Raw genomic sequence first — 26,799 nt, forward strand, 5'->3', positions numbered from 1 at the left:
GGGGCTCGTCGGTGCGGTGCGGGATACCGATCCTGGCGTCTCGCACCGACGAGGCTTTTTCGTTTTTTCCCATCGTTGTTTTCCGGAGGACCGGCTGAGGCCGGAGCGAAACCGTGAATGCCGAGGACCGCATCCGCGCCTTGCCGTGCTGGAGCGGCGGCATCGAGATCGAGCCGCTGCCGGGCGGGCTCAGCAACGCCAATTATGTCGTCACGGACGCCGCCGGACGCCATGTCGTGCGCTTCGGCCAGGACTTCCCGTTCCACCACGTCTTTCGCGAGCGCGAGGTGATGACCGCGCGGGCCGCACAGGCCGCGGGTTTCGCTCCGGCCGTGCACTATTCCGAGCCAGGCATACTGGTGACGGAATTTCTCGGCGCCAAGACTTTTCTGGGCGAGGATGTGCGCGCCAATCTCGGTCGTGTGGCGGCGTTGCTGCGCGGCTTCCATCGCGAGATGCCCAACCACGTCTCCGGCGCCGGCTTCATGTTCTGGGTGTTCCACGTCATCCGCGACTATGCGCGCACGCTCAACGAAGGCGGCAGCCGCAAGAAGGACCAGTTGCCGCGTTATCTTTCGCTCGCGGACGAGCTCGAGCGGGCGCAGAAGCTTTTGCCGATCGTCTTCGGCCACAATGATCTTTTGCCGGCCAATATCCTGGACGACGGCAAGCGGCTGTGGCTGATCGACTTCGAATATGCCGGCTTCAACACGGCGATGTTCGACCTCGCCGGCGCGGCCTCCAATGCCGGCATGAGCGACGACGAGTCCTTCGCCTTCATGACCGCCTATTTCATGAAGGAGCCGGACAACGAAATCCGCCGCTCGCATGCCGCCATGCAATGCGCCTCGCTGCTGCGCGAGGCGATGTGGAGCATGGTCTCCGAGCTCTATCTCGACGCGCCCGGCATCGACTACGTCGCCTATACCGAGGAAAACCTCGTGCGGCTCGATGCGGCGCTGGAGAACTACCGGACGAAATACGGACCAAAGTCATGACGTTGCCCAGCCAAGCTGAAATCGTCGTCATCGGCGGCGGCATCATCGGCTGTTCCACCGCCTATCATCTGGCGCGCGACCACAAGGCCAATGTGGTGTTGCTCGAACAGGGCAAGCTGACCTCGGGCTCGACCTGGCACGCCGCCGGCCTGGTCGGGCAGTTGCGCTCCTCGGCCTCGATCACGCGCGTGCTCAAATATTCGGTCGAGCTTTACAAGGGCCTCGAGGCCGAGACCGGCCTGGCGACCGGCTGGAAGATGACGGGGTGCCTGCGGTTGGCGACGAACGCCGACCGCTGGACCGAGTTCAAGCGGCTGGCGACGACGGCCAAGAGCTTCGGCATGGACATGCAGCTTCTGTCGGCGGCGGAAGTGAAGCGCATGTGGCCGCTGATGGAGACCGGCGATCTGGTCGGCGCCTCGTGGTTGCCGACCGACGGGCAGGCAAGTCCTTCCGACATTGCCCAGTCACTCGCCAAGGGCGCGCGAATGCATGGCGCAAAACTGTTCGAGGACGTTCGTGTCACCGGCTTTACGATGAAGGACGGCCGTATCGCGGCGGTGAAGACCGAAAAGGGCGACATCGCCTGCGACAAGGTGGTGAACTGCGCCGGACAGTGGGCAAGGCAGGTCGGTGCGATGGCCGGCATCAACGTGCCGCTGCAGCCGGTGAAGCACCAGTACATCATCACCGAGAAGATCGAGGGCCTTGCGACCGACGCGCCGACGATCCGCGACCCCGACCGCCGCACGTATTTCAAGGAAGAGGTCGGCGGGTTGGTGATGGGCGGCTATGAACCCAACCCGCAGGCCTGGACGACCGATCTTCCTGGCGGCGATGTTCCCAATGACTGGGGATTCCGCTTGTTCGACGACGACTACGATCATTTCGAGCAGCATATGACCCAGGCGATCGCGCGAGTTCCCGCCTTGGAAACCGTCGGCGTCAAGCAGATGATCAACGGGCCGGAAAGTTTCACGCCGGACGGCAACTTCATCCTCGGCGTCGCGCCCGAGTGCGCCAACATGTTCGTCGGCGCCGGCTTCAACGCCTTCGGCATCGCGTCCGGCGGCGGCGCCGGCTGGGTGCTGGCGCAATGGGTGGTCGACGGCGAGGCGCCGCTCGACCTCTGGGTGGTCGACATCCGACGCTTCTCCGGCCTGCACCGCGACCGCGACTGGGTCCGCGACCGCACCCTGGAAGCCTACGGCAAGCACTACACGATCGGCTTCCCGCATGAGGAGTATCTCTCCGGCAGGCCGCGCATCGTCTCGCCGCTCTATGAACGGCTGAAGACGCATCGCGCGGTGTTCGGCTCCAAGCTTGGCTGGGAACGGCCGAACTGGTTCGCGCCGGATGACGCAGCCGCCGAAGACGTCTATTCGATGGGCCGGCAGAACTGGTTCGGCCCGGTGGGCGACGAGCACCGGCATGTGCGCGAGAAGGTCGGCATCTTCGACCAGTCGTCCTTCGCCAAATATGAGCTGACCGGCGCCGATGCGCTGAAGGCGCTCGACTGGGTCTGCGCCAACGACGTCAACAAGCCGGTCGGGCGGCTGACCTACACGCAGCTCCTCAACACACGCGGCGGCATCGAGGCTGACCTCACCATATCGCGGCTGGGCGAAGACCGGTTCTACATCGTCACCGGCACCGGTTTCCGCACGCATGACCTGTCCTGGATCGGCGATCATATCGGCTCCGGCCTGGACGCGAGGCTGAAGGACGTCACCGAGGATTTCGGCACGCTGTCGCTGATGGGGCCGCGCGCCCGCGACGTGCTGGCGGCGGTGACGGATGCCGATGTCTCGAACGCCGCCTTCCCCTTCGGCCATGCGCGCGAGATCGCGATTGCCGGCCATATCGTGAAGGCGCTGCGCGTCACCTATGTCGGCGAGCTTGGCTGGGAGCTGCATGTGCCGATCGCCGCCACCGGCGAGGTTTTCGACGCGCTGATGGCGACAGGCAGGAAGCATGACATCCTCCCGGTCGGCTACCGGGCGCTGGAATCGCTGCGACTGGAGAAGGGCTATCGCGCCTGGGGTTCCGACATCACGCCGAACGACACGCCGCTGGAGGGGGGGCTCGGCTGGGCGGTGAAGCTTCGCAAGAACACCGACTTCGTGGGACGCGGGGCGCTGGAGAAAGCAAACGGCAAGCCACTGACAAAACGCTTTGCCGGCTTCACCGTGGACAACCTGGAGACCGTGCTGGTCGGGCGCGAGACGATCCTGCGCAATGGCGAGCCGGTCGGCTATCTCACCAGCGGCGGCTACGGCTACACGGTGAGCAAGAACATCGGCTACGGCTATGTGCGCAATGCCGACAGCGTCAGCGACGATTTCCTCGCCTCGGGCGATTATGAGCTGGTGGTGGCGATGGAGCGCACGCCGGCCAGGATCCATCTCGAGCCGATGTATGACCCGGCCGGAGCGAAGATAAAGGCCTGATCCACGAAGAGCGGGTCAGCTGACGCGCAGCACAAGCCCCCTGCTCGGCACGGTATCGGTTTCGCCCGGCATCGAGGCATAAGGCGACGTTTCCTCGACGCGCGCCAGCGTGCCCTGAGCTTCGAGCTCGGCGATGCGCTCGGCGAAGCCGGCATGCCAAAGCGTGTTCTTGACCGTCAGCACGATGACGCCGCCGGAACGGCAAATGCGGATCAACTCGTCCAGGCCGTCGATCCCGACATGGCCGGACGTGAAGACGCCTGCCGAAATAATCCCTGCATAGGCGCCGTCGGCGAAGGGCAAAGTGTCACCCATCGCCAGGCGATGCAGCGCCGCGTAGACGCCCTTCGCCCCGGCCTTGTCCAGCATGCCTTGCGAAATATCGAGCGCCTCGACCTGCGGGTAGCCGGTGATGGCGAGCCACTCGCCGATCAGGCCGGTGCCGGCGCCGGCGTCGAGCAAGGGTTCGGCGCCGCGCGGCAGGTGCCGGGCAAGCAGCGCCAGGCAGATCGTCGGATGGCGATAGCCGGCGGCCGACATGTCGGTGTCGTAGGTGTCCGCCCAGCCGTCATAGATCGCGGCCACTTCCTCCGGCCGCTGCGCCGCATAAGCGGCGCCCAGCGCGCTGTTGTGCTTGCCGTCTGCCATTGCCGCTCCCGACGCCCGATTCTCATTCAACGGATGATAGCCAGGCAGCTAAAATTGTGGAACCGTCAGAACGACAACAATGGCGTGAAGGGGACACGACATGACCGACGAGCTGCGCGCGGCGCTGGCGGCTGTTCCGGTGCTGGCGGGCTATGACGGTCCCCTGGAGCGACTCGGCGGCCTCACCAACATGGTCTACAGGGCCGGCAATGTGTGCCTGCGCATTCCCGGCAAGGGCACGGAAGAATATATCAACCGCGCCAACGAGGCGGTTGCGGCGCGCGAGGCGGCCAAGGCCGGTGTCAGTCCCGAAGTGCTTTATGCCGATCCGCCATCCGGCCGGATGGCGACGCGCTTCATCGCCGGCGCCGAGACGATGTCGCCGGAGAAATTCAAGGCGAGACCAGGCAGCCCGGCGCGTGCGGGCGAGGTTTTCCGCAAGCTGCATGCGTCGGGGGCGGTGTTTCCCTTCCGCTTCGAACTGTTCGCGATGATCGACGACTATCTCAAGGTTCTGTCGACGAAGGACGTGGCGCTGCCCGCAGGCTACCATGACGTGGTGCACGAGGCGGGCAGCGTGCGCGCCGCCCTTGCCGCACACGCAATCCAGCTCGCCGCCTGCCATTGCGATCCGCTGTGCGAGAATTTTCTCGATACGGGCGACCGGATGTGGATCGTCGACTGGGAATATTCCGGCATGAACGATCCGCTTTGGGACCTCGGCGATCTCTCGGTCGAGGGCAAGTTCGATGCGGGCCAGGACGAAGAAATGATACGCGCCTATTTTGGCGGCGAGGCGCGACCGGCGGAGCGCGGCCGCATCGTCATCTACAAGGCGATGTGCGACCTCTTATGGACGCTGTGGGGACTGATCCAATTCGCCAACGACAATCCGGTCGACGATTTCCGCGCCTATGCCGACGGCCGCTTCGCCCGCTGCAGGGCGCTGATGGAGACGCAAGAGTTTTCCCGCCACCTCGCGGCGATACGAAACGGCTAGGCAAGACTCGTCAAACCAGGCGATGCCCGACTTATCGTCCCTCGGCGCCGAGCTGCCTCAGAAAACTCCGATAATCGGTGCGGACGAACTCCTCGACCAGGCGGCCGTCGTCAGTGAACATGAAGATGTTGATCAGGTCCATGGTGATGTCGGCGCCATTCGGAGGCAGCTGCCCGGCCGGCGAGATGGTGAATGCGTGGACGAAGCGGCCGGTTATCCAGGTCTGACACGCAACCATATTCCCTTCGACCACCATAATGCCGCGCCGGATTTTGCGATCCTCGAGTGCCGCGCGGATCGCGGCGAAAAAGCTGTTCAGCCCATCGAAGTCGCTTTCAAAGCCGTCCGGCCCGTGAAAGCGAAAATTCTCGACGTCGAAATAGCCGGCGATTTCAGCCGCCGGCGCGCCGGCGACCTCAAGTTCACCGGCTTTGACAAGGCGGGCAACAAGTTCGTCTCGTGTCAACTGCATGCTCATGGCGATATCCCTTTCCTCTGGTGTAATCTCGCTTGCCAGCAGACTGCCACGGCAGGCGCGAACCGATCAGCCCTCAGCGAGCTGCAAGGGAGATAGACAGTTCCCATTCGTCGAATAAGATGGACAAACCTGCATGGGTTCGTGAATGGTTTTCACCAATGACTCGGCCGACCTTCAATGAACTCGAAGCGTTCCGCGCGGTCGCCACCAAGCGCAGCTTCCGCCAGGCGGCCGACGCGGTGGGCGTATCGCGTTCGGCGCTCAGCCACACCATCATCGCGCTTGAAAAGACGCTGGGCGTCCGGCTCCTCAACCGCACCACCCGCAGCGTATCGCCTACCGAAGCCGGACAGCGGCTGCTCCATCTTCTGGAACCGGCGCTGCGCGAGTTGGATGCCGCGCTGGACCAGCTTGCCGACGATTGCGGCGCGCCGAACGGAACATTACGCATCAATGCAAACAAGGCCGCGGCCGCATGGCTGCTCAACCATGTCGTGCCGCATTTCCTCAGGCAATATCCGAGCGTCGCGCTCGACCTGGTTTCGGAAGGCCGCCTCGTCGACATCGTCCGCGACGGCTTCGACGCCGGTGTGCGATTGGCCGATGCGATACCACAAGACATGATTGCAGTGCCGCTCGGTGGTCCCGCGCGCTTTGTCGCGGTTGCCGCGCCGGCCTATCTGGCTGACCGGAAGCTGCCGGCAACGCCTGAGGATTTGCGGCACCATGCCTGCATCCGCCAGAGATTGCCGAGCGGCAAACGATATTTCTGGGAGTTCAGCCGCAACGACCAGGAACTCTCGATCGATGTCCCCGGTCCGCTGTCGCTCGACGACAACGTCCTGATGGTCCAGGCGGCGGTGAATGGCCTGGGGATCGCCTACGTGCCTGAATCTTTCGCCGGCAATGAACTGCGCTCGGGCCAACTCGTGACGGTGTTGACCGAGTGGTGTCCGCCGATACCTGGGCTCGCGCTCTATTATCCCGGCTATCGTCATGTGCCGTCGACCTTGCGCGCCTTTGTCGACACGATCAAACGACACCGGCACAGCGCCAGGGACGACATCCGCATCGGCGCCAGCCCGGTCGGCGGAGGGGCCCGCCGACCCTAGCTCACGCCCTTCGGCACGTTCTCAGGCGGCACCTCCGTCTCCACCACCTTCTGGCGGTGGAAGATGAAGATGCCGGCGAGCACGACGATCGCAGAGCCTATCAGGATGCGGGTGCTGGGCACGTCGCCGAAGAAGGCCAGGCCGAAGACGATCGCCCACAGAAGCAGGCTGTAATGCAGCGGCGCCAGTGTCGAGGCAGGCGCCAGCTTCAGCGCCCGGGTGATCATCAAATGGGCGGCGCAGGAGACGACGCCGAGCAGCAGCATGGCGCCGAGATCGAGCGCCGATGGCGTGCGCCAGGCGCCGATGGCGAGCACGCCGCCGACCAGCAGCGTGCCGATAGTCTGCCAGGTCACCAGTGTCGTGTCGCTGGTGCCACGCAGGAGGCGGCTCAGGATGATGGCGAAGGCAAAAGCGATGCTGCCGACCAGCGCAAAGCCGGACGCCATGGAGAAGGCCGCCGAGGACGGCTTCAGGATGATCAGCACGCCGCAGAAGCCGACCACAATCGCCAGCCACCGGCGCCAGCCGACCTTTTCGCCGAGCAGCAGGTGCGACAGCGCCGCGACATAGATCGGCCCGGCCATGTAGAAGCTCATCACGTCGGCCAGCGGCAGGTAGACGACCGCGGCGTAGAAAAGCCCGGTATCGGTGGTTGTGGCCACGACGCGCAGGACCTGCAAAAGCGGCCGTTCCATGTGAAACAGCCTGGCCGTGCCCTGGTTGGCTATCATCGGGCCGAGCACGATGAAGGCGCCGACCGAGCGGATCAGCACCACCTGCCCGACGGAGAAGCTCGCGACCAGCCATTTGCCCATCGCGTCGTTCAGTGCGAACATGAAGTCGCCGGCCAGCATCAACAGGATGCCGGCGAGCAACACGTTCCTGACCGTGAAGTTGCGGGCAAGGGATTGAGCCATGCTGGCTCCCTAGACGCAAGCAGCCGGTTTGACGAGGGAAATCCGTAAGACCAGTGGCGGAAATCGAGGTTGGCCGAAGCGCCGCAGCCTCGTCACCCGCGGGCGGAGCGGGAGCGAAGCGGACGCTCAGACCCGAGGATCCATGCCGTGACCTCGCGCGAAGAGTGAAGGCGGCGCAGGACAGAGGGTCGTTCTGCACCGCCGCAACGCGTAGAGGTAACGGCATGGATCCTATGGTCTGCGCGCGTCGCTTCGCTCCTTGCTAATGGGACTGGTCCAGCCGAGACGCAGAGACCTAAGCTGTTTTATGCCTGTGGTTGACCGTTTCCGGCCGGCCGGCGATCGACAGCCGCGTTTCCTGCTTGGTGCGTTGCGCCACGACCTTGCCTCGGGCGATGACGCAAAGCCGTTCGGGGCGCAGGCGAATGGCCTCGATCGCATTGCCTGCATCGAGCACGACGAGGCTCGCCCGCTTGCCGACGGCAAGGCCAAGATGGTCGAGCCCCATGATGGCGGCGTTGACATTGGTGACCATGTCGAAGCAGCGCGCCATGTCGACCGGGCTCGACATCTGGGCGACATGCAGGCCCATGAAAGCGACGTCGAGCATGTCGGCCGTGCCCAGCGAATACCAGGGGTCGAGCACGCAATCCTGGCCCCAGCCGACGCGGATGCCGAGCGCCAGCATCTCCTTCACCCGGGTCAGGCCGCGCCGCTTCGGGAAAGTGTCGTGGCGCCCCTGCAGCATGATGTTGATCAGCGGATTGGGGATAGCCGAAACACCGGCTTCGGCGATCAGCGGCAAAAGCTTCGAGACGTAATAATTGTCCATCGAATGCATCGATGTGAGGTGCGAGCCGGCCACCCTGCCCTGCAGGCCTAGCCGTTGCGTCTCAAAGGCGAGCTGCTCGATATGGCGCGACAGCGGATCGTCCGTCTCGTCGCAATGCATGTCGACCATCAGGCCGCGCTTGGCCGCGATCTCGCAAAGCTCCGTCACCGAACGGGTGCCGTCGGCCATGGTGCGCTCGAAATGCGGGATGCCGCCGACGATGTCGACGCCCTTGTCGAGCGCGCGGATGGTGTTCTTGAGCGCCGTCGGCGAGCGATAGAGGCCGTCCTGCGGAAACGCGACCAGTTGCAGGTCGATATAGGGCGCGACGGTTTTCTTGACATCGAGGAGCGCTTCCACCGCAAGCAGCCGGTCGTCGCAGACGTCGACATGGCTGCGGATGGCGAGAAGGCCCATCGACACGGCCCAGTCGCAATAGGCAAGCGCGCGCTCGCGCACCGCCTCATGCGTCAGAAGCGGCTTCAACTCGCCCCAGAGCGCAATGCCTTCGAGCAGCGTGCCTGATGCGTTGATGCGCGGGATGCCGTAGGACAGCGTGGCATCCATATGGAAATGCGGATCGACGAAGGGCGGCGAGACAAGATCGCCGCGCGCGTCGATCTCCGTCGGTGAAGAACCCGGCAAGTTCGGCTCTATGGCCCGGATGGCTTCGCCGGTAATGCCGATATCGGCAATCCTGCCGTCCGGCAGCGTGCCGCCGCGCACGATGAGGTCGAAATCCATCTGTCGTCACCCCTCTGAAGAATCGGCAATCATCGTGGCCGAAAAGACAGTCTGGCGCAGCCTTTTCTTTCCCCGGCAGCCGAAAGGTTCCATCGCGCCGCAACTCGCTCTATAAGCCGCGTCTCGCCCTCGTGGCGAATTCGAAATTCTTGCAGCCAGACACAGGGATCGGCCGTTGTTTCGCTTCTTCCGTTTCACGGAAAACCAGCGCCTCATCGCGAGGTTGGTGAGGGAATCCTTCCGCGAGCACAAATTCGGCTATGGCTCGGCCATCGTGTCGATGCTGGTGGTAGCGGCCACGACTGCCGCCAGCGCCTGGATCCTTAGCGTAATTACCAATGAGTTCGTCATCTATAAAAGAGTCGAACGCATTAACTGGATCGCCTTGGCGGTCGCCGCGATCTTCATCGCCAAGGGCATCGCCAACTTCGTCCAAGCGTACTTCATGAGCCGCGTTGGCAACGCCATCATCGCCGACCGGCAACGCAAGATCTACGACCGGATCCTGGCGCAAGGCATCGAATTCTACCATTCGACCTCATCGTCCGACCTGATCACCCGCATGACGAACAATGCACAGGCTGCACGCGGCGTTCTTGACCTCGTTGTCACATCCTATGTACGCGATCTGGTGACTTTGATTGCCCTGGTGGCAGTCATGATCTGGAAGCAGCCGGTGCTGTCGCTGATCTGCTTTGTCGTCGGACCGGTGGCAATCTATGGCGTCAACCGCATTCTGAAGCGTGTCCGCAGCATCGCTGCCATGGAATTCCGTTCGCTCGGCCAGATCGTGCATGTGATGCAGGAAACGGCGATCGGCGTGCGAGTCGTCAAGTCCTTCAACCTCGAAGGAGCGATGCGCAAGCGCATGTACAAGGCCGTATCCGACGTCGAGAACCGCGCCAACAACATCGCCACGCTGGAGGCCGCCACCAGCCCGGTCATGGAAACGCTTGCCGGCCTGGCGATTGCCGGCGCGGTTTTCGTCAGCGGCTTCCTGGTGCTGCAAGGTGGCCAGATGCCGGGCAACATCATGGCCTTCATCGCGTCGCTGCTGCTCGCCTATGAGCCGGCAAAGCGCCTGGCCCGCGTGCGCATCTCGCTCGAGACGGGCATCGTCGGTGTGCGCATGATGTTCCAGCTCGCCGACCGGCCGCTGACGCTCGCCGAAAAGCCCGATGCCAAGCCGCTGCGGCCCGGCCCAGGTGAAATCCGCTTCGACAATGTGAGCTTCGCCTATCCGGAAAGCTCGCCGGTGTTCGAAGGCTTCAACCTGACGCTGGCAGCCGGCAAGATGACCGCGCTGGTCGGGCCATCGGGCAGCGGCAAGTCGACGATCCTGAACCTGATCATGCGCATGTATGACCCACAAACGGGCAAGGTGTCGTTCGACGGCCAGGACATTTCCTTCGCGACACTCGATTCGCTCAGGCGCAAGATCGCCTATGTCAGCCAGGACACGTTCCTGTTTGCCGGCACCGTCATGCATAACATCCGCCTCGGCCGCGAGGATGCCACCGACGAAGAGGTGATCGCCGCGGCCAAGGCCGCCAACGCGCATGATTTCATCAGCGCCATGGCCAAGGGCTACGATACGGAGGTCGGCGAGAATGGCTCGCTGCTGTCCGGCGGCCAGCGCCAGCGCATCTCGATCGCGCGCGCCATGCTGCGCAATGCCGAGATCCTGCTGCTCGACGAGGCGACCAGCGCGCTCGACGCAGAATCCGAAGCGCTGTTCCGCGACGCGCTGCAGCAGCTTACCGTCGGGCGCACGACGATCGTGATCGCGCACCGGCTGTCCACCGTGCATCAGGCCGACACCATCGTGGTTCTGGAGAACGGCAAGGTGCAGGAAAGCGGCCCGCACAAGACCCTGCTCAAGCAGGGCGGGCTTTACCAGAAGCTTTATGAGTATCAGCTGATGCCGTAGGGCGTCCTTGCCTTCTCCCCTTGTGGGAGAAGGTGGATCGGCGCGCAGCGCCGAGACGGATGAGGGGTGTTCCAGCGGAATGAGACGTCGGCGAATTCTGACTGGATAAGCGGTGCCGCCAAGCTGGAGCACCCCTCATCCGTCGCCTTCGGCGACACCTTCTCCCACAAGGGGAGAAGGAAAAGCCCTCCTTACTCCGGCACCTTCCTCACAGCGCCCTTGTCGGCGCTGGTGGCGAAGGCGGCGTAGGCGCGCAGCGCGGTCGTCACCTTGCGCTTGCGCTTTTCCGCCGGCTTCCAGGCGTCAGCGCCCTTCGCCGCCATCGCGGTGCGGCGAGCATCGAGCTCGGCGTCGCTGACGGCGAGATGGATCTTGCGATTGGGGATGTCGATCTCGATCGTGTCGCCTTCCCGGACCAGCCCGATCACTCCGCCCTCTGCGGCTTCCGGCGAGACGTGGCCGATCGACAGGCCGGACGTGCCGCCGGAGAAGCGGCCATCGGTGATCAGCGCGCAGGCTTTGCCCAGGCCCTTCGACTTCAGATAGCTGGTCGGATAAAGCATCTCCTGCATGCCCGGGCCACCGCGCGGCCCCTCATAGCGGATGACGACGATATCGCCGGCCTTGACCTCGTTGCCGAGGATCGCCTTGACGGAGGCGTCCTGGCTTTCGAAAACGCGGGCCGGGCCGGTGAATTTCAGGATAGACTCGTCGACGCCGGCGGTCTTCACGATGCAGCCGTCGAGCGCCAGATTGCCCTTGAGCACGGCAAGGCCGCCATCCTTGGAGAACGGCGTCTTTGCCGAGCGGATGACACCCGCCTCGCGGTTCGTGTCGAGCTCGTCCCAGCGGCGGTCCTGGCTGAAGGCGACCTGCGTCGGCACGCCGCCGGGCGCGGCGAGGAAGAAGTCGCGGACATTCTGGCTGGAGGTGCGCGAAATATCCCAATGGTCGAGCGCCTCGCCGAGCGTTGCAGTGTGCACTGTCGGCAGGTCGCGATTGATCAGGCCTGCTTCGTCGAGCTGGCCGAGGATGGCCATGATGCCGCCGGCGCGGTGGACGTCCTCCATATGCACGTCGGACCTGGCCGGCGCCACCTTGCACAGCACCGGCACCTTGCGCGACAGCCGGTCGATGTCCGCCATGGTGAAATCGACCTCGCCCTCATGTGCCGCGGCAAGGATGTGCAGCACCGTGTTGGTCGAGCCGCCCATGGCGATATCGAGCGCCATGGCGTTCTCGAAGGCGCCCTTGGAGGCGATGCTGCGCGGCAGCGCGCTTTCGTCGTCCTGCTCGTAGTAGCGCTGGGCGAGATCGACGGCGAGGTGGCCGGCCTCGACGAACAAGCGCTTGCGGTCGGCATGGGTGGCCAAGGTCGAACCGTTGCCGGGCAGCGACAGGCCCAGCGCCTCGGTCAGGCAGTTCATCGAATTGGCCGTGAACATGCCGGAGCAGGAGCCGCAGGTCGGGCAGGCCGAGCGCTCGATAACCTTGACGTCCTCGTCGGAGATCTTGTCGTCGGCGGCCGCGACCATGGCGTCGACGAGGTCGAGCGCCTGCGCCTTGCCGGCCAGCACCACCTTGCCGGCCTCCATCGGACCGCCGGAGACGAAGACGGTCGGGATGTTGAGGCGCAGCGAGGCCATCAGCATGCCGGGGGTGATCTTGTCGCAGTTGGAGATGCAGACCATGGCATCGGCGCAATGCGCGTTGACCATGTATTCGACGGAATCGGCAATCAGCTCGCGCGACGGCAGCGAATAGAGCATGCCGTCGTGGCCCATGGCGATGCCGTCGTCGACGGCAATGGTGTTGAACTCCTTGGCGACACCGCCGGCCTTCTCGATCTCGCGCGCGACGAGCTGGCCGAGGTCCTTCAGATGCACATGGCCCGGCACGAACTGAGTGAAGGAATTGACCACCGCGATGATCGGCTTGCCGAAATCGGAGTCCTTCATGCCCGTGGCGCGCCACAGGCCGCGAGCGCCGGCCATGTTGCGGCCATGGGTGGTGGTGCGGGAACGATAGGCAGGCATCTGATTGTCCTTGCTGGCTGGCCGCGCCGATGCGCGGCATGGCGGCGCTGAATTTTAGTCGGCAGCGGTTATAGCGGCCGCCGCCCGGCCTTGCCACAGTTTTGCGCTGCGCCAAGATTCTTCAGGAAATTTGAAATGACTGTCGGATCGCGCCCCGCCGGTCCGTCCTTGAGAGGCAGACGGCACCAAATCGCCGGCGCGCCGTTTGAAGATGGAACCAACCTAAACAAGTCCGAGGAGCAAGACATGCAGAAGATCACCACCTTCCTATGGTTCGACAACCAGGCCGAACAGGCGATGAACCACTACATCTCCATTTTCAGGAACTCGAAGGTGCTGAGCGTCACGCGCTGGCCCGAAGGCCATCCTCAGTCGGGCCAGGTGCTGGTCGCCTCGTTCGAGCTCGACGGTGTGACCTTCCAGGCGCTGAACGGCGGGCCGCAATACAAGTTCACCGAGGCGATCTCGCTGTCGATCGACTGCGAGACGCAACAAGAAGTCGATCATTTCTGGACGCGGCTTACCGAAGGCGGCGGCGAGCCCGGGCCTTGCGGCTGGCTGAAGGACAGGTTCGGCGTTTCCTGGCAGGTCGTGCCGGAGCAGTTGCCGCGCCTGCTTCAGGATCCCGACCGTGCCAGGGCCGGCCGTGTCATGGACGCCATGATGAAGATGGGCAAGATCGAGATCGACAAGCTGGAGGCGGCTGCCAAGGGTTGAGAAGCGTGCGATCTTGCCTTCTCCCCTTGTGGGAGAAGGTGGATCGGCGCGATAGCGCCGAGACGGATGAGGGGTGTTCCAGCGAAGTGAGACGTCGGCTTTCCCTGGAACACCCCTCATCCGTCGCCTTCGGCGACACCTTCCCCCACAAGGGGGGAAGGGAAAAACAGCTCACGCCGCCTTGTCGCGGATCTGGTAATCCTTGACCGCAGTGAAGCGGATCGCTTTCCAGCGCTCGGCTTCGTAGTTCAGCGAGAAGGCGTGCTGGGCGAGGAACACCGGGTCATTGTCGAGGTCGCGGGCGATATCGCCGCGATGCGCTTCGATGAAGCGCTGCACTTCCGCCTTGTCGTCGGCCGCGATCCAGCGGCAGACCGAGAAGCGCGACATCTCGAAATCCACCGGCAGCGTGTATTCGATATTGAGCCGCTCCTTCAGCACATCGAGTTGCAGCGCACCGACGACGCCGACGATGGCCGGCGAGCCGTCCTCCGGCGAGAACAGCTGCACGACGCCCTCTTCGGCCATCTGGTGCAGCGCTTCCTTCAGCTTCTTGGCCTTCATCGCATCGCCGAGGCGCACCCGGCGCAGGATTTCCGGGGCGAAGTTCGGCACGCCGCGAAACAGGATCTCCTCGCCCTCGGTCAGCGTGTCGCCGATGCGCAGCGTGCCGTGGTTGGGGATGCCGACGACGTCGCCGGCAAAGGCCTCGTCGGCGGTAACGCGGGTGCGGGCGAAGAAGAACTGCGGCGCCGACAGGCTCATCGGCTTGCCGGTGCGCACGAGCTTGGCCTTCATGCCGCGCTCCAGCTTGCCGGAGCAGACGCGCACGAACGCGATGCGGTCGCGGTGGTTGGGATCCATGTTGGCCTGGATCTTGAAGACGAAGGACGTCATCTTGTCCTCGGTCGCCTCGACGGTGCGCTCGTCGGCTTCCTGCGCCCGCGGCGGCGGGCCGTAGGCGCCGAGAGCCTCGATCAGGTCGCGCACGCCGTAATTGCGCAGCGCCGAGCCGAAATAGACGGGCGTCAGATGGCCTTCGCGGAAGGCGTCGACATCGAGCGGACGGCAGGCTTCGCGCGCGAGTTCCAATTCCTCGATGAAGGCTTCGCGCTCATTGTCCGGCAACAACCCCGCGACGCGGTTGGAATCGGGCCCATTGACCGGCGTGCGTTCCTTCTCGTCGTCGCTGCGGCGCACTGCGTTCTGCGCAAGGTGATAGGTGCCGGAGAAAGACTTGCCGCGGCCGATCGGCCAGGTGACGGGTGCGGTGTCCAGCGCCAGCTTCTGCTCGATCTCATCCAAAATCTCGAACGGATCGCGGCTCTCGCGGTCCATCTTGTTGACGAAGGTGATGATCGGGATGTCGCGCAGCCGGCAGACCTCGAACAGCTTCAGCGTGCGCGGCTCGATGCCCTTGGCGGCGTCGATGACCATGACGGCCGAATCCACCGCCGACAGCGTGCGGTAGGTGTCGTCGGCGAAATCCTCGTGACCGGGCGTGTCGAGCAGGTTGAAGACGTTGTCTTCATATTCGAACGTCATCACCGAGGTGACGACCGAGATGCCGCGCTCGCGCTCGATCTTCATCCAGTCGGACCGCGTCTGGATGCGGTCCTTCTTGGCCTTGACCTCGCCCGCGAGCTGTATGGCGCCACCGAACAGCAGCAGCTTTTCGGTGAGCGTGGTCTTGCCGGCGTCGGGGTGCGCGATGATCGCGAACGTGCGGCGGCGCGCAACCTCTTCGGGTATCGTTTCGGGCATTTCTTTTAAGGCGTTCCGTGTGACAGGCGGCGCTTCTACCAGCGCGGCGCCGGCCTGTCGACATGGGGCGGGCAATGCCCTCACCCGCCGCGCCGGCTCAAGCCGATTCGGCCGTGCTTTCCGCCTTGGCAATCTGCGGCAACCAGCCGGCAATGGCCTTGCCGATCGCATCGGGGTGGTCTTCCTGCAGATAGTGAGCGCCCGGCCCCAGATCGATGAAGCGACAGTTCTTCAGCCCGGCCGCGAATTCCTTTGCCGCCTGCGCTGAAATCAGGGCGCCTGGATTGCCGGCAAAAAGCAGTTTTGGATAGGAGGAATTCCGCAGCGCACGGTGGTCGTGCTCGCTGATCGCGGCGACATCCGCCGGCTGGCCTTCGATCGGCAGTTCGCGCGGCAGGCGCAGTGCCGGCTTGCGCGACTGCGGCGTCGGGAACGGCGCTCGATAAGCGTCCATCTCCTCCTCGCTCATCTTGCGCAAGATGGAAGCAGGCAGGATCTTTTCGACGAAGACATTGTCCTCCAGCACCAGCTTCTCGCCGGCGCCGGGCGTGCGCAACGCCTTGAAGAGCTCGCGCGCCTGCGGGCGCTGGTGGAAGTCCTCCCAGCGCTCGAAGGGCCGGATGAACTCCATGAAGGCAAGGCCGAGAAGGCGGCGCGGCCGCCGCGCCGCAAAATGGAACGCCAGCGCCGTGCCCCAGTCCTGGGCGACGATCACCAAATCCTTGATGTCGAGCGCTTCGATGAAGGCGTCGAGATAGCGGACCTGATCGAAGAAGCGATAGTCGATGTCGGGCTTGCCCGACTGGCCATAGCCGATCAGGTCGGGCGCGATGCAACGGCCGAACGGCGCGACATGCGGAATGATGTTGCGCCAGATGTATGAGGAGGTCGGGTTGCCGTGCAGGAACAGCACGGTCGGCCCGGACGCACCGGCCTCCAGATAGGACATCTTTGAATCAAGCACGGCGATCTCAGCGCGCCGCAGCTGTTTTGTATCGGTCGTCGAATTCACCTGAATCACTCCCTTCCGAACACTGTGCTGAAGATGATTTTCTTGAACCGCTCGAGCGGCTCGGGACCGCGCTCGACCTTCATGCGCAGCATGGCGCCCTGCCAGGACGACAGCAGGAAATCGGCAAGGTCCTCCGCGTCGAAGGCCTTGGTGATCTCGCCCGCCGCCTGACCCTCGGCGATGCAGGCCGCGAATGGCTGGCGCCAGCGCTCGAAAATGTCGACCAGCCTGAGCCGGAGCGGTTCGCTGTGAACAGCCGTTTCCAGGCTGAGATTGCCGACCATGCAGCCGCGCGCCCAGTCATGCGCTTCGAGCTTCGAGGTGATGACGTCGAGATAGCGGCGGAGCCTGCCGACGGGCGGCGTGCCGTCACGCGCCAGCGCGTTTTCCACCAACCCGCCGACATAAGCGAAGTAGCGCTCCAGCACCTCGCCGGCGAATTCTTCCTTGGAGGCAAAATGGTTGGTGAAGGAGCCTGGCCGGGCGCCGGCCGCAGCGACGATGTCGCGGACGCCGGCTGCGGTGTAGCCGGAATTCCAGATGGTCTGGAAGCCAGCCTCGATAAGGTTTTCGCGGAGTGATTGTCTAGCCATGCCGACACAATACGTACGTACGTATTGATGTCAAGCGCATAAGTTTACGTTGGCAAGTGCTCCCGCAAATGGCAGGTGGATGGACCTCACCGGGAACAGGATAGAGATCAGCGTGATGAAAGAAATCATCGTCATCGGCGCCGGCATCATCGGGGCTTCGATCGCCTGGCATCTGACGAAGGCCGGCGCGCGGGTGACGGTCATTTCCGAGAGCGGCGCCGGCGGTGTCGCCACACCCAATTCCTTCGCCTGGATCAATGCCAGCTGGGGCAACCCGGAAGTCTATTTCCGGCTGCGCATCCGCGCCATGGCCGAATGGAAAAGGCTGGCGAAAGACGTGCCCGGACTGCCGCTCGCTTGGTGCGGCGGCCTGTGCTTCGACCTGCCGCCGGACAGGCTCGAAGCCTATGCGGCCGAACACTCGTCATGGGGCTATGGCATCAAGCGCGTCGACCGTGAGCGGGCAGCGCAAATCGAACCCAACCTTGTCGATCCACCTGATTTCGCCGTTTACGTTGCCGAGGAAGGCGTTGCCGAGCCGGCCGCGACCGCAAATGCGCTGCTGGCGGATGCCGAGCGGCTTGGCGCGCGGGTGATCGTTGGCGCCGTGGACAGGCTGACCCTAGCGGATGGCAAAGTGACAGGCGCGGTCGTTTCGGGCGAAACCATCGGCGCCGACGAGGTGGTCGTCGCGGCCGGCACCGGTGCAGCGGCCATTGCCGCGACAGCCGGCATCAAGCTGCCGCTCGACACGCCGCCAGGTCTCATCGTGCACTCCCGCCCCTACAGGAAACTGCTCAACGGGCTCGTGCATGCCGAGAGGTTGCATATGCGCCAGACGGCCGAGGGCCGCATCATCGCCGGCTCGGACTTCGCCGGCGGCGATCCTGGCGAAAACCCGGAAGCCACCGCGCGGGAATTGTTCGTGGTCGCCAAGGCAGCATTGCATGGCGCGGACGGGCTGGAGCTCGATTTCCACACCGTCGGCTACAGGCCGACACCGGCCGACGGCTTTCCGATCATCGGCCGCACCGAAGGAGTCGGCGGTCTCTACATCGCCGTCATGCATTCAGGCGTCACACTGGCGCCGGCCGTCGGCCAGTTTGCCACCCGCGAAATCCTCGACGGCGAGCGGGATGGGCTGCTGAAGCCTTACGCTCTGTCGCGTTTTGCTCAGTAGGCCGGCGGGCGGCGGAAACCGCCGGTGAGCGGCGCGATCGCAGCCGCGATACCGAGCAGCTTCGCCTCCGACCAGTGCTTGCCGACCAATTGCAGGCCGATCGGCAAGCCATTGCTGTCCTGCCCGCAAGGAAACGCGACTGCCGGATGGCCGGAATAGTTGAACACCGCGCCGTGGGCCGGCAGCATCCAATAGCTGTCGTCCTTGCCGTCCACCTTTAGCAAGCTACCCGGCTTGCAGTGTGCAAAGGCGGTTGTCATGGCGACCGGGCAAAGCAAGGCGTCGCGGCTTTCAAAGAATCGCTCCCAGGCAAGGATCGAGCGGTCGCGGCGGGCGAGCGCCGCGAACCATTGTGACACCGGTGTCGGGTGCTCCGGCAGTTCCGGCTGGGCGGCCTCGAGCATCATGCCGATCAGCTTGCCGCCCTCGGACAAATCGTCATGCAGATCGAGCTTCGGCAAAGTTGCATCCTCGACGCGCGCGCCGGCTGACGCGAGTAGCGCGGCCAGTTTCTCTAGGGCGGCGCTGATCTCGGTGGTCGCGGGAAAGCCGGGGAAAGCACCGGCGAATGCGATGCGCAGCGATTTCAGCTGGAGCTTCGGCATCGTCTCGATCGGCATCGGCGGCAAGTCGGTGTCCGCTCCGTCCGGCCCGGCGATGATGCGATAAATCAGCGCCAGATCCTCGGCGCTGCGCGCCAGCGGACCAGGACAGGACATCAGCCGTACGCTGCGCGGCGCGCCACCAGGATTGGGGAAGGCTCCGGCAAGCGAGACGCGATGCTCGGTCGGCTTCAGGCCATAGACGCCGCAGAAGGCGGCAGGCAAGCGGACGGAATCCTGCATATCGGTGCCGACCTCGAAAGGCGTCATGCCTGTCGCAACGGCTGCCGCAGCGCCACCGCTAGAGCCACCTGCGGTGCGCGACGGATTCCAGGGGTTGCCGGTGCGACCGAACAGCGGGTTGTCCGACTGCCAGTCGCCCAGCATCGTGGCGACATTGGTCTTGGCCATAAGCACGCCGCCAGCCGCCTTGAGCCTGGCCACGACGGGGCTGTCCTGCCCGGCCATGTAATCGGCGAAGGGAGGGAAGCCGACGGTCGTCTTCATGCCCGCGGTCTCATGCGCGTCTTTCAGGGTGAAAGGCACGCCATGCAAAGGCCCGAGCGTATCACCGCGAGCCTGCGCCGCATCGGCTTGCCTGGCGCGTTCGAGCGCCCCCTCCCGGTCGAGGATGACGACGGCGTTCACCGCTTCATTGTGCCGGTCGATCTGCGCCAGATGCGCATCGAGCGCCTCGACAGCCGATATTTTGCGCCCGGCAATCGCAGCCGCAAGTTCAATGGTGGAGGAGAAGGCTAGGTACATGGCGAAGGCTCCGGCCGCTGCCGCTCGCTACGAAGATGGAGGATCGCGCGACAGCTTCAAGCCGAGTTCAGCATCCGGAGGACGGCGGCGCTTGATCGAAATTGCGGTTCAGCCCACCAGCGCCAGCGAGGCCACCGCCGGCGCGAACGGCCGGATGCTGGTGCCGCCCCTCGTCATGGTGACGAAGCTCGATGGCGGGATCGCCTGCCATTCGCCACCGTCTCGGTCGAAGGGTTCCGAGACTATGCAATGGCCGGCGCGCTTCGTGAAGGCACCGGTATAGAGCGTTGGCGCGTGGTCGTCGGTGGCATAGCGAACGGCGTACAGCGCCTCGCCATCGGAAAAGGCCGCCGTCAGTTTCAGGGCCGGCTCGATGCCGGCGCGGCGCGAGGCCTCGACGACACGGCCGGTTGCCCGCGACACCGCGCCCTGCGGGTCGGCCGCCAGGCCCTGGTCGATCATCAGAAGGAAGAAAAGCTCGGAATCGGTGGTGCCCTCGCGCTGATCGAAGACCTGGTCGGAAAGCGTGTTCTCCAGCGCGCGGCGGATCTTTTCGAAGCCGCCGATCTGGCCGTTATGCATGAACGACCAGCGGCCGGAGATGAAGGGATGGCAGTTCATGCGGCTGGTGGCGCCGCCGGTCGAGGCGCGCACATGGGCGAGGAACAGTCCCGATTTGATCTGCCGGCAGAGGCTCTTCAGGTTGGGGTCGGACCAGGCCGGCAGGATGTCGCGATAAAGGCCGGGCTCTGGCCGGTCGCCATACCAGGCAAGGCCGAAGCCGTCGCCATTGGTCGGCGACTTGGCTTCCTGGGCGCAGTGGCTCTGGGCAATCAGCGAGTGGCAGGGCGCGGTGATGATGTCTTCGAGGAAGACCGCTTCACCAAGATAGGCCGCCCACCGGCACATCGCTTTCCACCATCCGTCAGGCGCGATCCATCAGAGCCGCCGGCTCGTTGACCGCATGTGAGCCTCGATTGTGCGTGCGCTCATAGAGCTCGCGAACGATTCGGCTCGCCGTAGTTTCGAACAGAAACGGCAAGAAAGCGTGAACAAGCGCGGCACCTGCGGCCATCGACAGGCGCGAACAGAACCAGGCGGCGAAGGCCATGTGGCCGAAATAGGTCTCGCCGACCTTCTGCGGGTGAGAGGTGAACAGCGCCGTAAGCCGTGTCGTCATGGTGATCCCTCCTGCCGGGATGAGCCCCGATGGTGAGTATCCTGCCATGGTGCTTCGGTTCATCGGTCCCAAATTATCCTTGCATCTGGCATGTTAATGGGACATTTATCCCAACATGGCGACGGAAATCGATGAGATTGATCGAAGATTACTGGCCGAACTGCAGCGCGACGGCACGCTTTCCGTCGATCAGCTGTCGGAGCGCGTGGCGCTGTCGCGCAATGCCTGCTGGCGGCGCGTCAAGCGGCTGGAGGAGGACGGCATCATCACCGGGCGCGTGGCGCTGGTCGACGCCGACAAGGTCGGGATCGGCCTCTCCGTTTTCATCCTGATCCGCACCTCCAACCACGATCCTGACTGGCTGCGGAAGTTCCGCGCGGCGGTGACCGGCTTTGCCGAGATCACCGGCGTCTACCGCATGTCGGGCGACCTCGACTATGTGCTGAGGGCCCGCGTCGCCGACGTGAAGGCCTATGACCGGCTCTACCAGCGGCTGATCGCCAAGGTGGCGCTGTCGGATGTCTCGGCCTCCTTCGTGATGGAGGAGATCAAGGAGACGACCGTGGTGCCGGTGGAATTGCGCTAGGTAGGCCGAAACCTACCAACTTCGTCATCCTGGGCGAAGCTCCGTGGCTGGCGGAGACCCTGGGATCCATTCCGTGACCTCAGCCAAAGAGTGCAGCGGAGCAGAATTCTGTACCGTAGCGGCGCTCAGGCGTCGCGGCATGGAGCCTCGGGTCTGCGCGCGTCGCTTCGCTCCTTGCTTCGCCCGTGGATGACGAAGCGATGAGTGTTTTCGCCAATCGCCAAAGTAGATGGCGAGGTCATAGTCACGCCAGAAAGAAAGCCGTTGATAGCATGGCGGGCGAGTTGACCGAATCGCCGCTCGCGCCGATAGGATCGATTTTATGCGCACCTCTGTCTATCCTTCCTCCGTCATCGGCCCCACCGTCGGTTTCGTCAGGCTTCCGCATGGCGAAGGCCTGCCTCTGCCGGCCTATGAAAGCGCCGGCGCCGCTGGCATGGACCTGCGGGCCGCGGTGCCTGAAGACCGGCCGCTGCTGATCCTGCCCGGAAAACGCGCTTTGGTGCCGACCGGGCTGATCCTGGAAATCCCGGAAGGCATGGAAGGCCAGGTGCGGCCACGCTCCGGCCTTGCCTTCAAGCATGGCCTCACCGTCCTCAATACGCCCGGCACCGTCGACAGCGACTATCGCGGCGAGGTGAAGGTGCTGCTGGTCAATCTCGGCGACGAAGACTTCGCGGTGACGCGCGGCATGCGGATCGCCCAGATCGTGTTTGCTGCGGTGACCCAGGTTTCGGTCGAGGAAAGAGGGCTGGCCGGCGGCACGGCGCGCGGCGCCGGCGGGTTCGGGTCGACCGGCACGGCCTGATGCACGGGCCAGAGCTGGTCATCTTCGACTGCGACGGGGTCCTGGTCGATACCGAGAACCTTGCCAATCGACGATTGGCCGAATGGCTCACTGCCGCCGGGTTTACGACCAGCTTCGAATATTGCCGCAAGCATTTTTCCGGCCGCAGCATGGTCTCGGTGCAGAAAGAGATCGAAGAGACGACAAAGGTCAGGCTCGGCGCCGACTTCGTCGAACGCTGGAATGCCGGCCTGCCGGATCTTTTCGCTCATGGCGTCGAGGCGATCCCTTATGTTCGTGAGTTCGTCGAAGCAGTCCGCGCGACCGGCATCGCCTATTGCGTCGCCTCCTCGGCTCGGGTCTCGAAGATGCACATCACGCTCGGCCAGACCGGGCTCTTGCCGTTGTTCGAGCACGCCATGTTCTCCGCCACCATGGTCAGCCGCGGCAAGCCGTTCCCGGACCTCTTCCTCCATGCGGCAGAGACGATGGGTTTCGCGCCTCCCGATTGCATCGTCATCGAGGACAGCGTCGCGGGAACTCGAGCCGGCATCGCCGCCGGCATGCGGGTGTTCTCCTACCACGCCGATCCGCTCTCCGACCGCGACGGCCTGGCGGCGGCCGGCGGCATCCTGTTTGACGACATGCGGGAACTCGCCGCACTCGTGCCGATCCGCTGATCGCATCCGGCTGCACGCTGCGAAACGCCGTGCTAGCGTGAGCGCATCCGAGGGGCGCGGTCCATGGTTTCCACGTTACACCGTCTCATGCTCGCATGCCTGCTGCTGCCATCTATCTGGACGGCTGCGCAGGCCCAGGCCGCCAGCTTTCCGGAGCTGAACAGCGCCGTTCCCGGACATCAGGACGTCACCTATTTCGACCTCGCCAAGATGATCGTGCCTGATCTGGCCGCCGGCGACGACGGTTTCTACAAGGGCAGCGCGCCGATCAAGATGCGCGACATCCTCGGCGGCGATGACGGCGGATCGCCGCCCGAAACAATCAACCTGCCGAATGCGGCGGTGCTAGCCATCAAGGCCGGCGGCAAGGACCGGCTGACGATGCTTTTCGACCTCGGCCAGTCGCAAGACAGCGCCGAAGGGTTTGCCGTGCTCGCGCTCTACGACCTCACCGGCAAGCCGAAGCTGCTCGACGCCGTCAATGTCGGAACCGATCAGAGCACCTATTTTCGCGATCCGGGCAAGCTCGCGGTCAGTGCCGGCGACGATGCGCTCATCACCATGAGCACGCATTTCAATTCGAACCAGGGCTATGTCGGCACGATCCTGATCCTGGTTCGCAACGACCGCTTCGAGCCGATCGACCAGATCAATACATTCGACGAGAATGTCTGCGCCTACAAACGGACACAGGATCTTTCCTTCCAGACTCGCGGTGGTGAAAAACCCTATGCGGCGATCAAGGTGACGGTGACCGACGCCACCAAGCCGAGCGGTGAAAGCTGCGAGGAGCCGGCGCCCAAGGCCGTCTCGCAAGACATTTCGGTCATCTATCGCTGGGACAAGGCCGGATCGCGTTACGTTCGCAATTCCGACGCCTTCGAGAAATTGTCAGTAGAAAATGCCAAACGCTTCTGAACCCCGCCGCATTCGTTTGCCCGGCTCGAACGGCCGCGATAAATTCCCCCGCACGACCCCCACTCATGATTGAGGACCCGCCATGGACAAGGGCAAGATTTTTCGCGACCTGCATGCTTCCACCTTCGTCATGCCCAACCCCTGGGATGTCGGCACGACCAAGCTTCTGGCCTCTTTCGGTTTCAAGGCGCTGGCCACGACCAGCGCCGGCTTCGCCTTCTCGCGCGGCCTGCCGGACGGCGGCGTGACTTTCGACGCCATGATCCACCATTGCCGCGAGGTGACCGCGGCAACCGACCTGCCGGTTTCGGCCGATCTCGAACGCGGCAAGGGCGACAGCCCCGAACAGGCTGCCGAGACCATCTTCGCGGCCGAGGCCGCCGGTCTCGCCGGCTGCTCGATCGAGGACCATACGGGCGATGCCGCCAATCCGATCTATGATTTCTCGCACGCCGTCGAACGCGTCGCGGCCGCCGTCGAGGCGGCCCGGGCGCTCAAGCACGATTTCATCTTTACCGCGCGGGCCGAGAATTTCCTGTGGGGCAAGACCGACCTCGACGACACCATCAAGCGGCTGCAGGCCTTCGAGAAAGCCGGCGCCGACGTGCTTTATGCGCCGGGTATCGGCGACGTCGAAATGGTGCGCACCATCTGCTCGTCAGTGAGCCGGCCTGTCAATGTGATGGCCCGGCCCGGCTTCACCATCGCAGACCTTGCCACGGCCGGCGTCAAGCGCATCTCGCTCGGACCATGGCTGACCAACTTTGCTTATGGGATGCTGGAGACGGCGGCGCGCGAGATCCAGCAGGACGGCACCTTCGGCTTCACCCGGGCGGCGATGCCGTTCGGCAAGCTGCAGGCGCTGTTCCGCAGCGGCGCGGCTGAGGAAGACTAAATCGGCTCTCGCGCAGCAACCGCCTTATGCAGATGCACCATCATTGCGGCCGCGAAAAGCGGCGTCAGAAGGTTGAGCAGCGGCACGGCAAGGAACACGGCGATGACAAGCCCGGCCAGGAACACGGTGCCGGCATATTTGCGGCGCAGCGCCTTGGCCTCGGCCTCGGGGCGAAACCGCATGGCGGCGAACTCGAAGAATTCCCGGCCGAGCAGATAGCCGTTGACGATGAAGAAGGCGGCAATGTTGATGCCCGGCACCAGAAGCAGCAGCAGCGCGACGATGTTGCCGAGGACCACCACGCCGAAGAATTTGATCGCCAGCACAAGCGAATGCAGTGCCGGCACGGTGCGGCCGGGCGGGTCGTCGGGATAGTCGGTACGTTCGACCACTTCGGCAACATCGTCGAGGAACAGTCCGGCGACGATCGCCGTCACCGGCGCGATGAGCAGGGCCATGCCCATCGCCAGGACGATCCCGGCGATGATGCCGCCCAGCCATCCGGCCCAGGACGGCAGACCCGGGAGCAGCGTCTGCAGCCACGGCCAGGCCAGCCATTCGAGCAGGCTCTCCAGGCCGAGCCAGAGCGCCACCAAAGCGAGCAGCGTCAGCCCCAGCGTCTTCAGGAAGACGGAGCGGAATTCAGGCGAGAACAGCCGGCTGGCGGCGGCGCGGGCAGCGTCTAGGATCACGGCAGGTCCAAGCCCTCATCGAGAAGCGACGTCTCCGAGATAGGCGGCGTCGGCCGCCGGCGCAACTATTGCGCCAGCCGAGGGCGGTTCACCGCAGGCTACGGCAAAGTCACTTTTCCTGAAATTGCTCCGGCCCGCCGGGCGGGAATGGTCATAGCGGCAACGCCGGCGACGACGAAGCCCATGCCGACCCAGGCCGTCGGTCCAATGCTTTCGCCGAGGAAGACGGCGCCGATGCCGACGCCGATCGGCACGCGCAGATAGGCTTGCGAGGTGGTGCCGACCGAGCCCAGCGTGTGGATCAGGCGGAAATAGATAACGAAGGCCAGCGCCGTCGAAAAGATCGAGAGCCCAAGCAGTGCCAGGATCGATGCGGCCGACGGCGCAAGCATCCATGGCCGATCGACGATCAGGCTGAGCGGCACGAGCATCACCGCGCCGCAAAGCATCGAACCTGCTGCGGGTATCATCGGATCGAGGCCCTTGAAGCCGCGGCCGAAGATCGCCGCCCCGGCATAGGAGATCGTCGCAATGACGATCGCAAGCTGCGCCCACAACTCATGGCCAAGTCCACCAAGCGCCTCCGTGCCGATGATAAGACAGATGCCGACGATGCCGGCGCCGACGCCGACGAGCTTACGCACCGTGACGGGCTCATGGCGCGTGATAAATGCGGTCAGCAGGAAGGTGAAAATCGGCGACGTCGAGTTGAGGATGGTGGCAAGGCCGGCATCGACCGAGCGTTCGGCGGCGGCGATCAGCGTGAACGGCACGACGCTGTTCAGGCAGGCCTGGAAGGCGAACCGACGCCAGGTTGACGCATCGGCGGGCATGGCAAGGCCGCGCCAGCGAATGATGGTGAAGAGGATACCCCCGGCGATCAGGGTCCGTGCGGCGATGAAGGTCACAGGCGGGATCGTCTCGACGCCGATCTTGATGAAGGTGTAGGAAGCGCCCCACAGCACCGCCAGTAGGCCAAGCAGCGCGAGGTCGGTGGACATTTCGGCCTTTTGAGACATTCGCGGTTCGCGCCTTCAGCCTGTTGCCGGAACGATCCGCTTCTAGCGCACGAGCAGGCGGTAATGTTTCGATGGCAGCGAAACCATAGCCGTCTGGGCGGCGCCTGATATGGGCCAGTTCGATGCGACCACTGCCGCAGCCGGCGTACAATCCCGGCCAAGGTCGTGGCGACCGCGAATGGTCCCGATTTTCGGGGTAGGCAAAGCGGTTGCGACCAGCTAGACCCGCGCGCGGCCGGCATGGCAGAAGCCGGGTAGGTC

Annotated in this window: 25 protein-coding genes; 12 read left to right on the top strand and 13 right to left on the bottom strand. The window is 64.3% G+C overall.

All coding sequences use genetic code 11. The annotated features are described in order from the left end of the window. Positions 1 to 113: 113 nt before the first annotated feature. On the top strand, positions 114 to 998 hold the full coding sequence (locus ACWGS9_RS13105) for a phosphotransferase (protein ID WP_454505647.1): 885 nt from the start codon (positions 114 to 116) through the stop codon (positions 996 to 998). After that, a complete protein-coding gene (locus ACWGS9_RS13110; RefSeq protein WP_454505648.1) occupies positions 995 to 3,448 on the top strand; it encodes a GcvT family protein in 2,454 nt (817 codons plus the stop codon). Before ACWGS9_RS13105 ends, ACWGS9_RS13110 begins: the two co-directional genes overlap by 4 nt. Positions 3,449 to 3,463: 15 nt before the next feature. On the opposite strand, the gene ACWGS9_RS13115 is transcribed toward ACWGS9_RS13110, so the two are convergent. Next, positions 3,464 to 4,096: a class I SAM-dependent DNA methyltransferase gene (locus ACWGS9_RS13115; protein WP_454505649.1), complete on the bottom strand. Its 633-nt coding sequence runs from the start codon at positions 4,094 to 4,096 to the stop codon at positions 3,464 to 3,466. Positions 4,097 to 4,196: 100 nt separating this feature from the next. On the opposite strand from ACWGS9_RS13115, the gene ACWGS9_RS13120 reads away from it, so the two are divergent. Beyond that, positions 4,197 to 5,096 carry a phosphotransferase gene (locus ACWGS9_RS13120; protein WP_454505650.1) on the top strand — a complete coding sequence of 300 codons (900 nt, stop codon included), beginning with the start codon at positions 4,197 to 4,199 and terminating at the stop codon, positions 5,094 to 5,096. 31 nt (positions 5,097 to 5,127) lie between these two features. Here the strand turns inward: ACWGS9_RS13120 and ACWGS9_RS13125 are convergent, their stop codons facing one another. Next, complete coding sequence (locus ACWGS9_RS13125; protein ID WP_454505651.1) at positions 5,128 to 5,574, bottom strand: ester cyclase; 447 nt, start codon at positions 5,572 to 5,574, stop codon at positions 5,128 to 5,130. 158 nt (positions 5,575 to 5,732) lie between these two features. Between ACWGS9_RS13125 and ACWGS9_RS13130 the strand changes: the two genes are divergently transcribed. Further along, on the top strand, positions 5,733 to 6,686 hold the full coding sequence (locus tag ACWGS9_RS13130; protein WP_454505652.1) for a LysR family transcriptional regulator: 954 nt from the start codon (positions 5,733 to 5,735) through the stop codon (positions 6,684 to 6,686). Here the strand turns inward: ACWGS9_RS13130 and ACWGS9_RS13135 are convergent. Then, complete coding sequence (locus tag ACWGS9_RS13135) at positions 6,683 to 7,606, bottom strand: DMT family transporter (RefSeq protein WP_454505653.1); 924 nt, start codon at positions 7,604 to 7,606, stop codon at positions 6,683 to 6,685. The genes ACWGS9_RS13130 and ACWGS9_RS13135 overlap by 4 nt on opposite strands. 295 nt (positions 7,607 to 7,901) lie before the next feature. Next, the gene (locus ACWGS9_RS13140) at positions 7,902 to 9,182 is read right to left on the bottom strand and encodes an amidohydrolase family protein (protein ID WP_454505654.1); all 1,281 of its coding nucleotides are present in this window, start codon (positions 9,180 to 9,182) and stop codon (positions 7,902 to 7,904) included. A gap of 175 nt (positions 9,183 to 9,357) precedes the next feature. Between ACWGS9_RS13140 and ACWGS9_RS13145 the strand changes: the two genes are divergently transcribed. Continuing rightward, entirely contained in the window at positions 9,358 to 11,112 is a 1,755-nt protein-coding gene (locus tag ACWGS9_RS13145; RefSeq protein WP_454505655.1) for an ABC transporter ATP-binding protein, read from the top strand. 191 nt (positions 11,113 to 11,303) lie between these two features. On the opposite strand, the gene ilvD is transcribed toward ACWGS9_RS13145, so the two are convergent. Beyond that, positions 11,304 to 13,148, bottom strand: a complete 1,845-nt coding sequence (gene ilvD / locus ACWGS9_RS13150; protein WP_454505656.1) for a dihydroxy-acid dehydratase — start codon at positions 13,146 to 13,148, stop codon at positions 11,304 to 11,306. 246 nt (positions 13,149 to 13,394) lie between these two features. On the opposite strand from ilvD, the gene ACWGS9_RS13155 reads away from it, so the two are divergent. Then, positions 13,395 to 13,865: a VOC family protein gene (locus tag ACWGS9_RS13155; RefSeq protein WP_454505657.1), complete on the top strand. Its 471-nt coding sequence runs from the start codon at positions 13,395 to 13,397 to the stop codon at positions 13,863 to 13,865. A gap of 171 nt (positions 13,866 to 14,036) precedes the next feature. On the opposite strand, the gene ACWGS9_RS13160 is transcribed toward ACWGS9_RS13155, so the two are convergent. The 3 genes from ACWGS9_RS13160 to ACWGS9_RS13170 all read right to left on the bottom strand — a co-directional run bounded on the left by ACWGS9_RS13160 (position 14,037) and on the right by ACWGS9_RS13170 (position 17,234). Continuing rightward, complete coding sequence (locus ACWGS9_RS13160; RefSeq protein ID WP_454505658.1) at positions 14,037 to 15,629, bottom strand: peptide chain release factor 3; 1,593 nt, start codon at positions 15,627 to 15,629, stop codon at positions 14,037 to 14,039. A 97-nt stretch (positions 15,630 to 15,726) separates the two neighbouring features. Next, on the bottom strand, positions 15,727 to 16,641 hold the full coding sequence (locus ACWGS9_RS13165; RefSeq protein ID WP_454505659.1) for a haloalkane dehalogenase: 915 nt from the start codon (positions 16,639 to 16,641) through the stop codon (positions 15,727 to 15,729). 5 nt (positions 16,642 to 16,646) lie between these two features. Next, positions 16,647 to 17,234: a TetR/AcrR family transcriptional regulator gene (locus ACWGS9_RS13170; RefSeq protein ID WP_454505660.1), complete on the bottom strand. Its 588-nt coding sequence runs from the start codon at positions 17,232 to 17,234 to the stop codon at positions 16,647 to 16,649. A gap of 115 nt (positions 17,235 to 17,349) precedes the next feature. Here ACWGS9_RS13170 and ACWGS9_RS13175 point away from each other — a divergent pair, with 115 nt between their 5' ends. Beyond that, positions 17,350 to 18,414 carry an NAD(P)/FAD-dependent oxidoreductase gene (locus ACWGS9_RS13175; protein WP_454505661.1) on the top strand — a complete coding sequence of 355 codons (1,065 nt, stop codon included), beginning with the start codon at positions 17,350 to 17,352 and terminating at the stop codon, positions 18,412 to 18,414. On the opposite strand, the gene ACWGS9_RS13180 is transcribed toward ACWGS9_RS13175, so the two are convergent. The 3 genes from ACWGS9_RS13180 to ACWGS9_RS13190 all read right to left on the bottom strand — a co-directional run bounded on the left by ACWGS9_RS13180 (position 18,408) and on the right by ACWGS9_RS13190 (position 20,961). Further along, positions 18,408 to 19,781 (bottom strand): amidase, encoded by a 1,374-nt coding sequence (locus tag ACWGS9_RS13180; RefSeq protein ID WP_454505662.1) that lies wholly within the window; start codon positions 19,779 to 19,781, stop codon positions 18,408 to 18,410. The genes ACWGS9_RS13175 and ACWGS9_RS13180 overlap by 7 nt on opposite strands. 108 nt (positions 19,782 to 19,889) lie before the next feature. Beyond that, complete coding sequence (locus tag ACWGS9_RS13185) at positions 19,890 to 20,690, bottom strand: class II glutamine amidotransferase (RefSeq protein ID WP_320215062.1); 801 nt, start codon at positions 20,688 to 20,690, stop codon at positions 19,890 to 19,892. Positions 20,691 to 20,706: 16 nt separating this feature from the next. Further along, positions 20,707 to 20,961 (bottom strand): DUF6356 family protein, encoded by a 255-nt coding sequence (locus ACWGS9_RS13190; RefSeq protein WP_320215061.1) that lies wholly within the window; start codon positions 20,959 to 20,961, stop codon positions 20,707 to 20,709. Positions 20,962 to 21,076: 115 nt separating this feature from the next. Between ACWGS9_RS13190 and ACWGS9_RS13195 the strand changes: the two genes are divergently transcribed. The 5 genes from ACWGS9_RS13195 (at position 21,077) to ACWGS9_RS13215 (ending at position 24,827) form a co-directional block, all read left to right on the top strand. Next, on the top strand, positions 21,077 to 21,547 hold the full coding sequence (locus ACWGS9_RS13195) for an Lrp/AsnC family transcriptional regulator (protein ID WP_454505663.1): 471 nt from the start codon (positions 21,077 to 21,079) through the stop codon (positions 21,545 to 21,547). A 322-nt stretch (positions 21,548 to 21,869) separates the two neighbouring features. Then, positions 21,870 to 22,355: a dUTP diphosphatase gene (gene dut / locus ACWGS9_RS13200; protein WP_454505664.1), complete on the top strand. Its 486-nt coding sequence runs from the start codon at positions 21,870 to 21,872 to the stop codon at positions 22,353 to 22,355. Beyond that, positions 22,355 to 23,014, top strand: coding sequence for an HAD family hydrolase (locus tag ACWGS9_RS13205; protein WP_454505665.1), 660 nt, complete (start codon positions 22,355 to 22,357; stop codon positions 23,012 to 23,014). Before dut ends, ACWGS9_RS13205 begins: the two co-directional genes overlap by 1 nt. 63 nt (positions 23,015 to 23,077) lie before the next feature. Next, positions 23,078 to 23,932 (top strand): hypothetical protein, encoded by an 855-nt coding sequence (locus ACWGS9_RS13210; RefSeq protein WP_454505666.1) that lies wholly within the window; start codon positions 23,078 to 23,080, stop codon positions 23,930 to 23,932. An 82-nt stretch (positions 23,933 to 24,014) separates the two neighbouring features. Continuing rightward, entirely contained in the window at positions 24,015 to 24,827 is an 813-nt protein-coding gene (locus ACWGS9_RS13215; RefSeq protein WP_454505667.1) for an isocitrate lyase/PEP mutase family protein, read from the top strand. Here ACWGS9_RS13215 and ACWGS9_RS13220 read toward each other — a convergent pair. Then, a complete protein-coding gene (locus ACWGS9_RS13220; RefSeq protein ID WP_454505668.1) occupies positions 24,824 to 25,519 on the bottom strand; it encodes a sulfate transporter family protein in 696 nt (231 codons plus the stop codon). The two genes, ACWGS9_RS13215 and ACWGS9_RS13220, sit on opposite strands and share 4 nt — an antisense overlap. A gap of 98 nt (positions 25,520 to 25,617) precedes the next feature. Next, positions 25,618 to 26,520: an EamA family transporter gene (locus tag ACWGS9_RS13225; RefSeq protein WP_454505669.1), complete on the bottom strand. Its 903-nt coding sequence runs from the start codon at positions 26,518 to 26,520 to the stop codon at positions 25,618 to 25,620. Positions 26,521 to 26,799: the final 279 nt, after the last annotated feature.

The organism is Mesorhizobium sp. Arg314 (assembly GCF_053714275.1).

Coding starts and splice junctions, on each gene's coding strand:
- ACWGS9_RS13110 (WP_454505648.1), top strand. CDS start 995: ATGACGTTGCCCAGCCAAGCTGAAATCGTCGTCATCGGCGGCGGCATC.
- ACWGS9_RS13115 (WP_454505649.1), bottom strand. CDS start 4,096: ATGGCAGACGGCAAGCACAACAGCGCGCTGGGCGCCGCTTATGCGGCG.
- ACWGS9_RS13120 (WP_454505650.1), top strand. CDS start 4,197: ATGACCGACGAGCTGCGCGCGGCGCTGGCGGCTGTTCCGGTGCTGGCG.
- ACWGS9_RS13125 (WP_454505651.1), bottom strand. CDS start 5,574: ATGAGCATGCAGTTGACACGAGACGAACTTGTTGCCCGCCTTGTCAAA.
- ACWGS9_RS13130 (WP_454505652.1), top strand. CDS start 5,733: ATGACTCGGCCGACCTTCAATGAACTCGAAGCGTTCCGCGCGGTCGCC.
- ACWGS9_RS13135 (WP_454505653.1), bottom strand. CDS start 7,606: ATGGCTCAATCCCTTGCCCGCAACTTCACGGTCAGGAACGTGTTGCTC.
- ACWGS9_RS13140 (WP_454505654.1), bottom strand. CDS start 9,182: ATGGATTTCGACCTCATCGTGCGCGGCGGCACGCTGCCGGACGGCAGG.
- ilvD (WP_454505656.1), bottom strand. CDS start 13,148: ATGCCTGCCTATCGTTCCCGCACCACCACCCATGGCCGCAACATGGCC.
- ACWGS9_RS13155 (WP_454505657.1), top strand. CDS start 13,395: ATGCAGAAGATCACCACCTTCCTATGGTTCGACAACCAGGCCGAACAG.
- ACWGS9_RS13160 (WP_454505658.1), bottom strand. CDS start 15,629: ATGCCCGAAACGATACCCGAAGAGGTTGCGCGCCGCCGCACGTTCGCG.
- ACWGS9_RS13170 (WP_454505660.1), bottom strand. CDS start 17,234: ATGGCTAGACAATCACTCCGCGAAAACCTTATCGAGGCTGGCTTCCAG.
- ACWGS9_RS13175 (WP_454505661.1), top strand. CDS start 17,350: ATGAAAGAAATCATCGTCATCGGCGCCGGCATCATCGGGGCTTCGATC.
- ACWGS9_RS13180 (WP_454505662.1), bottom strand. CDS start 19,781: ATGTACCTAGCCTTCTCCTCCACCATTGAACTTGCGGCTGCGATTGCC.
- ACWGS9_RS13185 (WP_320215062.1), bottom strand. CDS start 20,690: ATGTGCCGGTGGGCGGCCTATCTTGGTGAAGCGGTCTTCCTCGAAGAC.
- ACWGS9_RS13190 (WP_320215061.1), bottom strand. CDS start 20,961: ATGACGACACGGCTTACGGCGCTGTTCACCTCTCACCCGCAGAAGGTC.
- ACWGS9_RS13195 (WP_454505663.1), top strand. CDS start 21,077: ATGGCGACGGAAATCGATGAGATTGATCGAAGATTACTGGCCGAACTG.
- dut (WP_454505664.1), top strand. CDS start 21,870: ATGCGCACCTCTGTCTATCCTTCCTCCGTCATCGGCCCCACCGTCGGT.
- ACWGS9_RS13205 (WP_454505665.1), top strand. CDS start 22,355: ATGCACGGGCCAGAGCTGGTCATCTTCGACTGCGACGGGGTCCTGGTC.
- ACWGS9_RS13210 (WP_454505666.1), top strand. CDS start 23,078: ATGGTTTCCACGTTACACCGTCTCATGCTCGCATGCCTGCTGCTGCCA.
- ACWGS9_RS13215 (WP_454505667.1), top strand. CDS start 24,015: ATGGACAAGGGCAAGATTTTTCGCGACCTGCATGCTTCCACCTTCGTC.
- ACWGS9_RS13225 (WP_454505669.1), bottom strand. CDS start 26,520: ATGTCCACCGACCTCGCGCTGCTTGGCCTACTGGCGGTGCTGTGGGGC.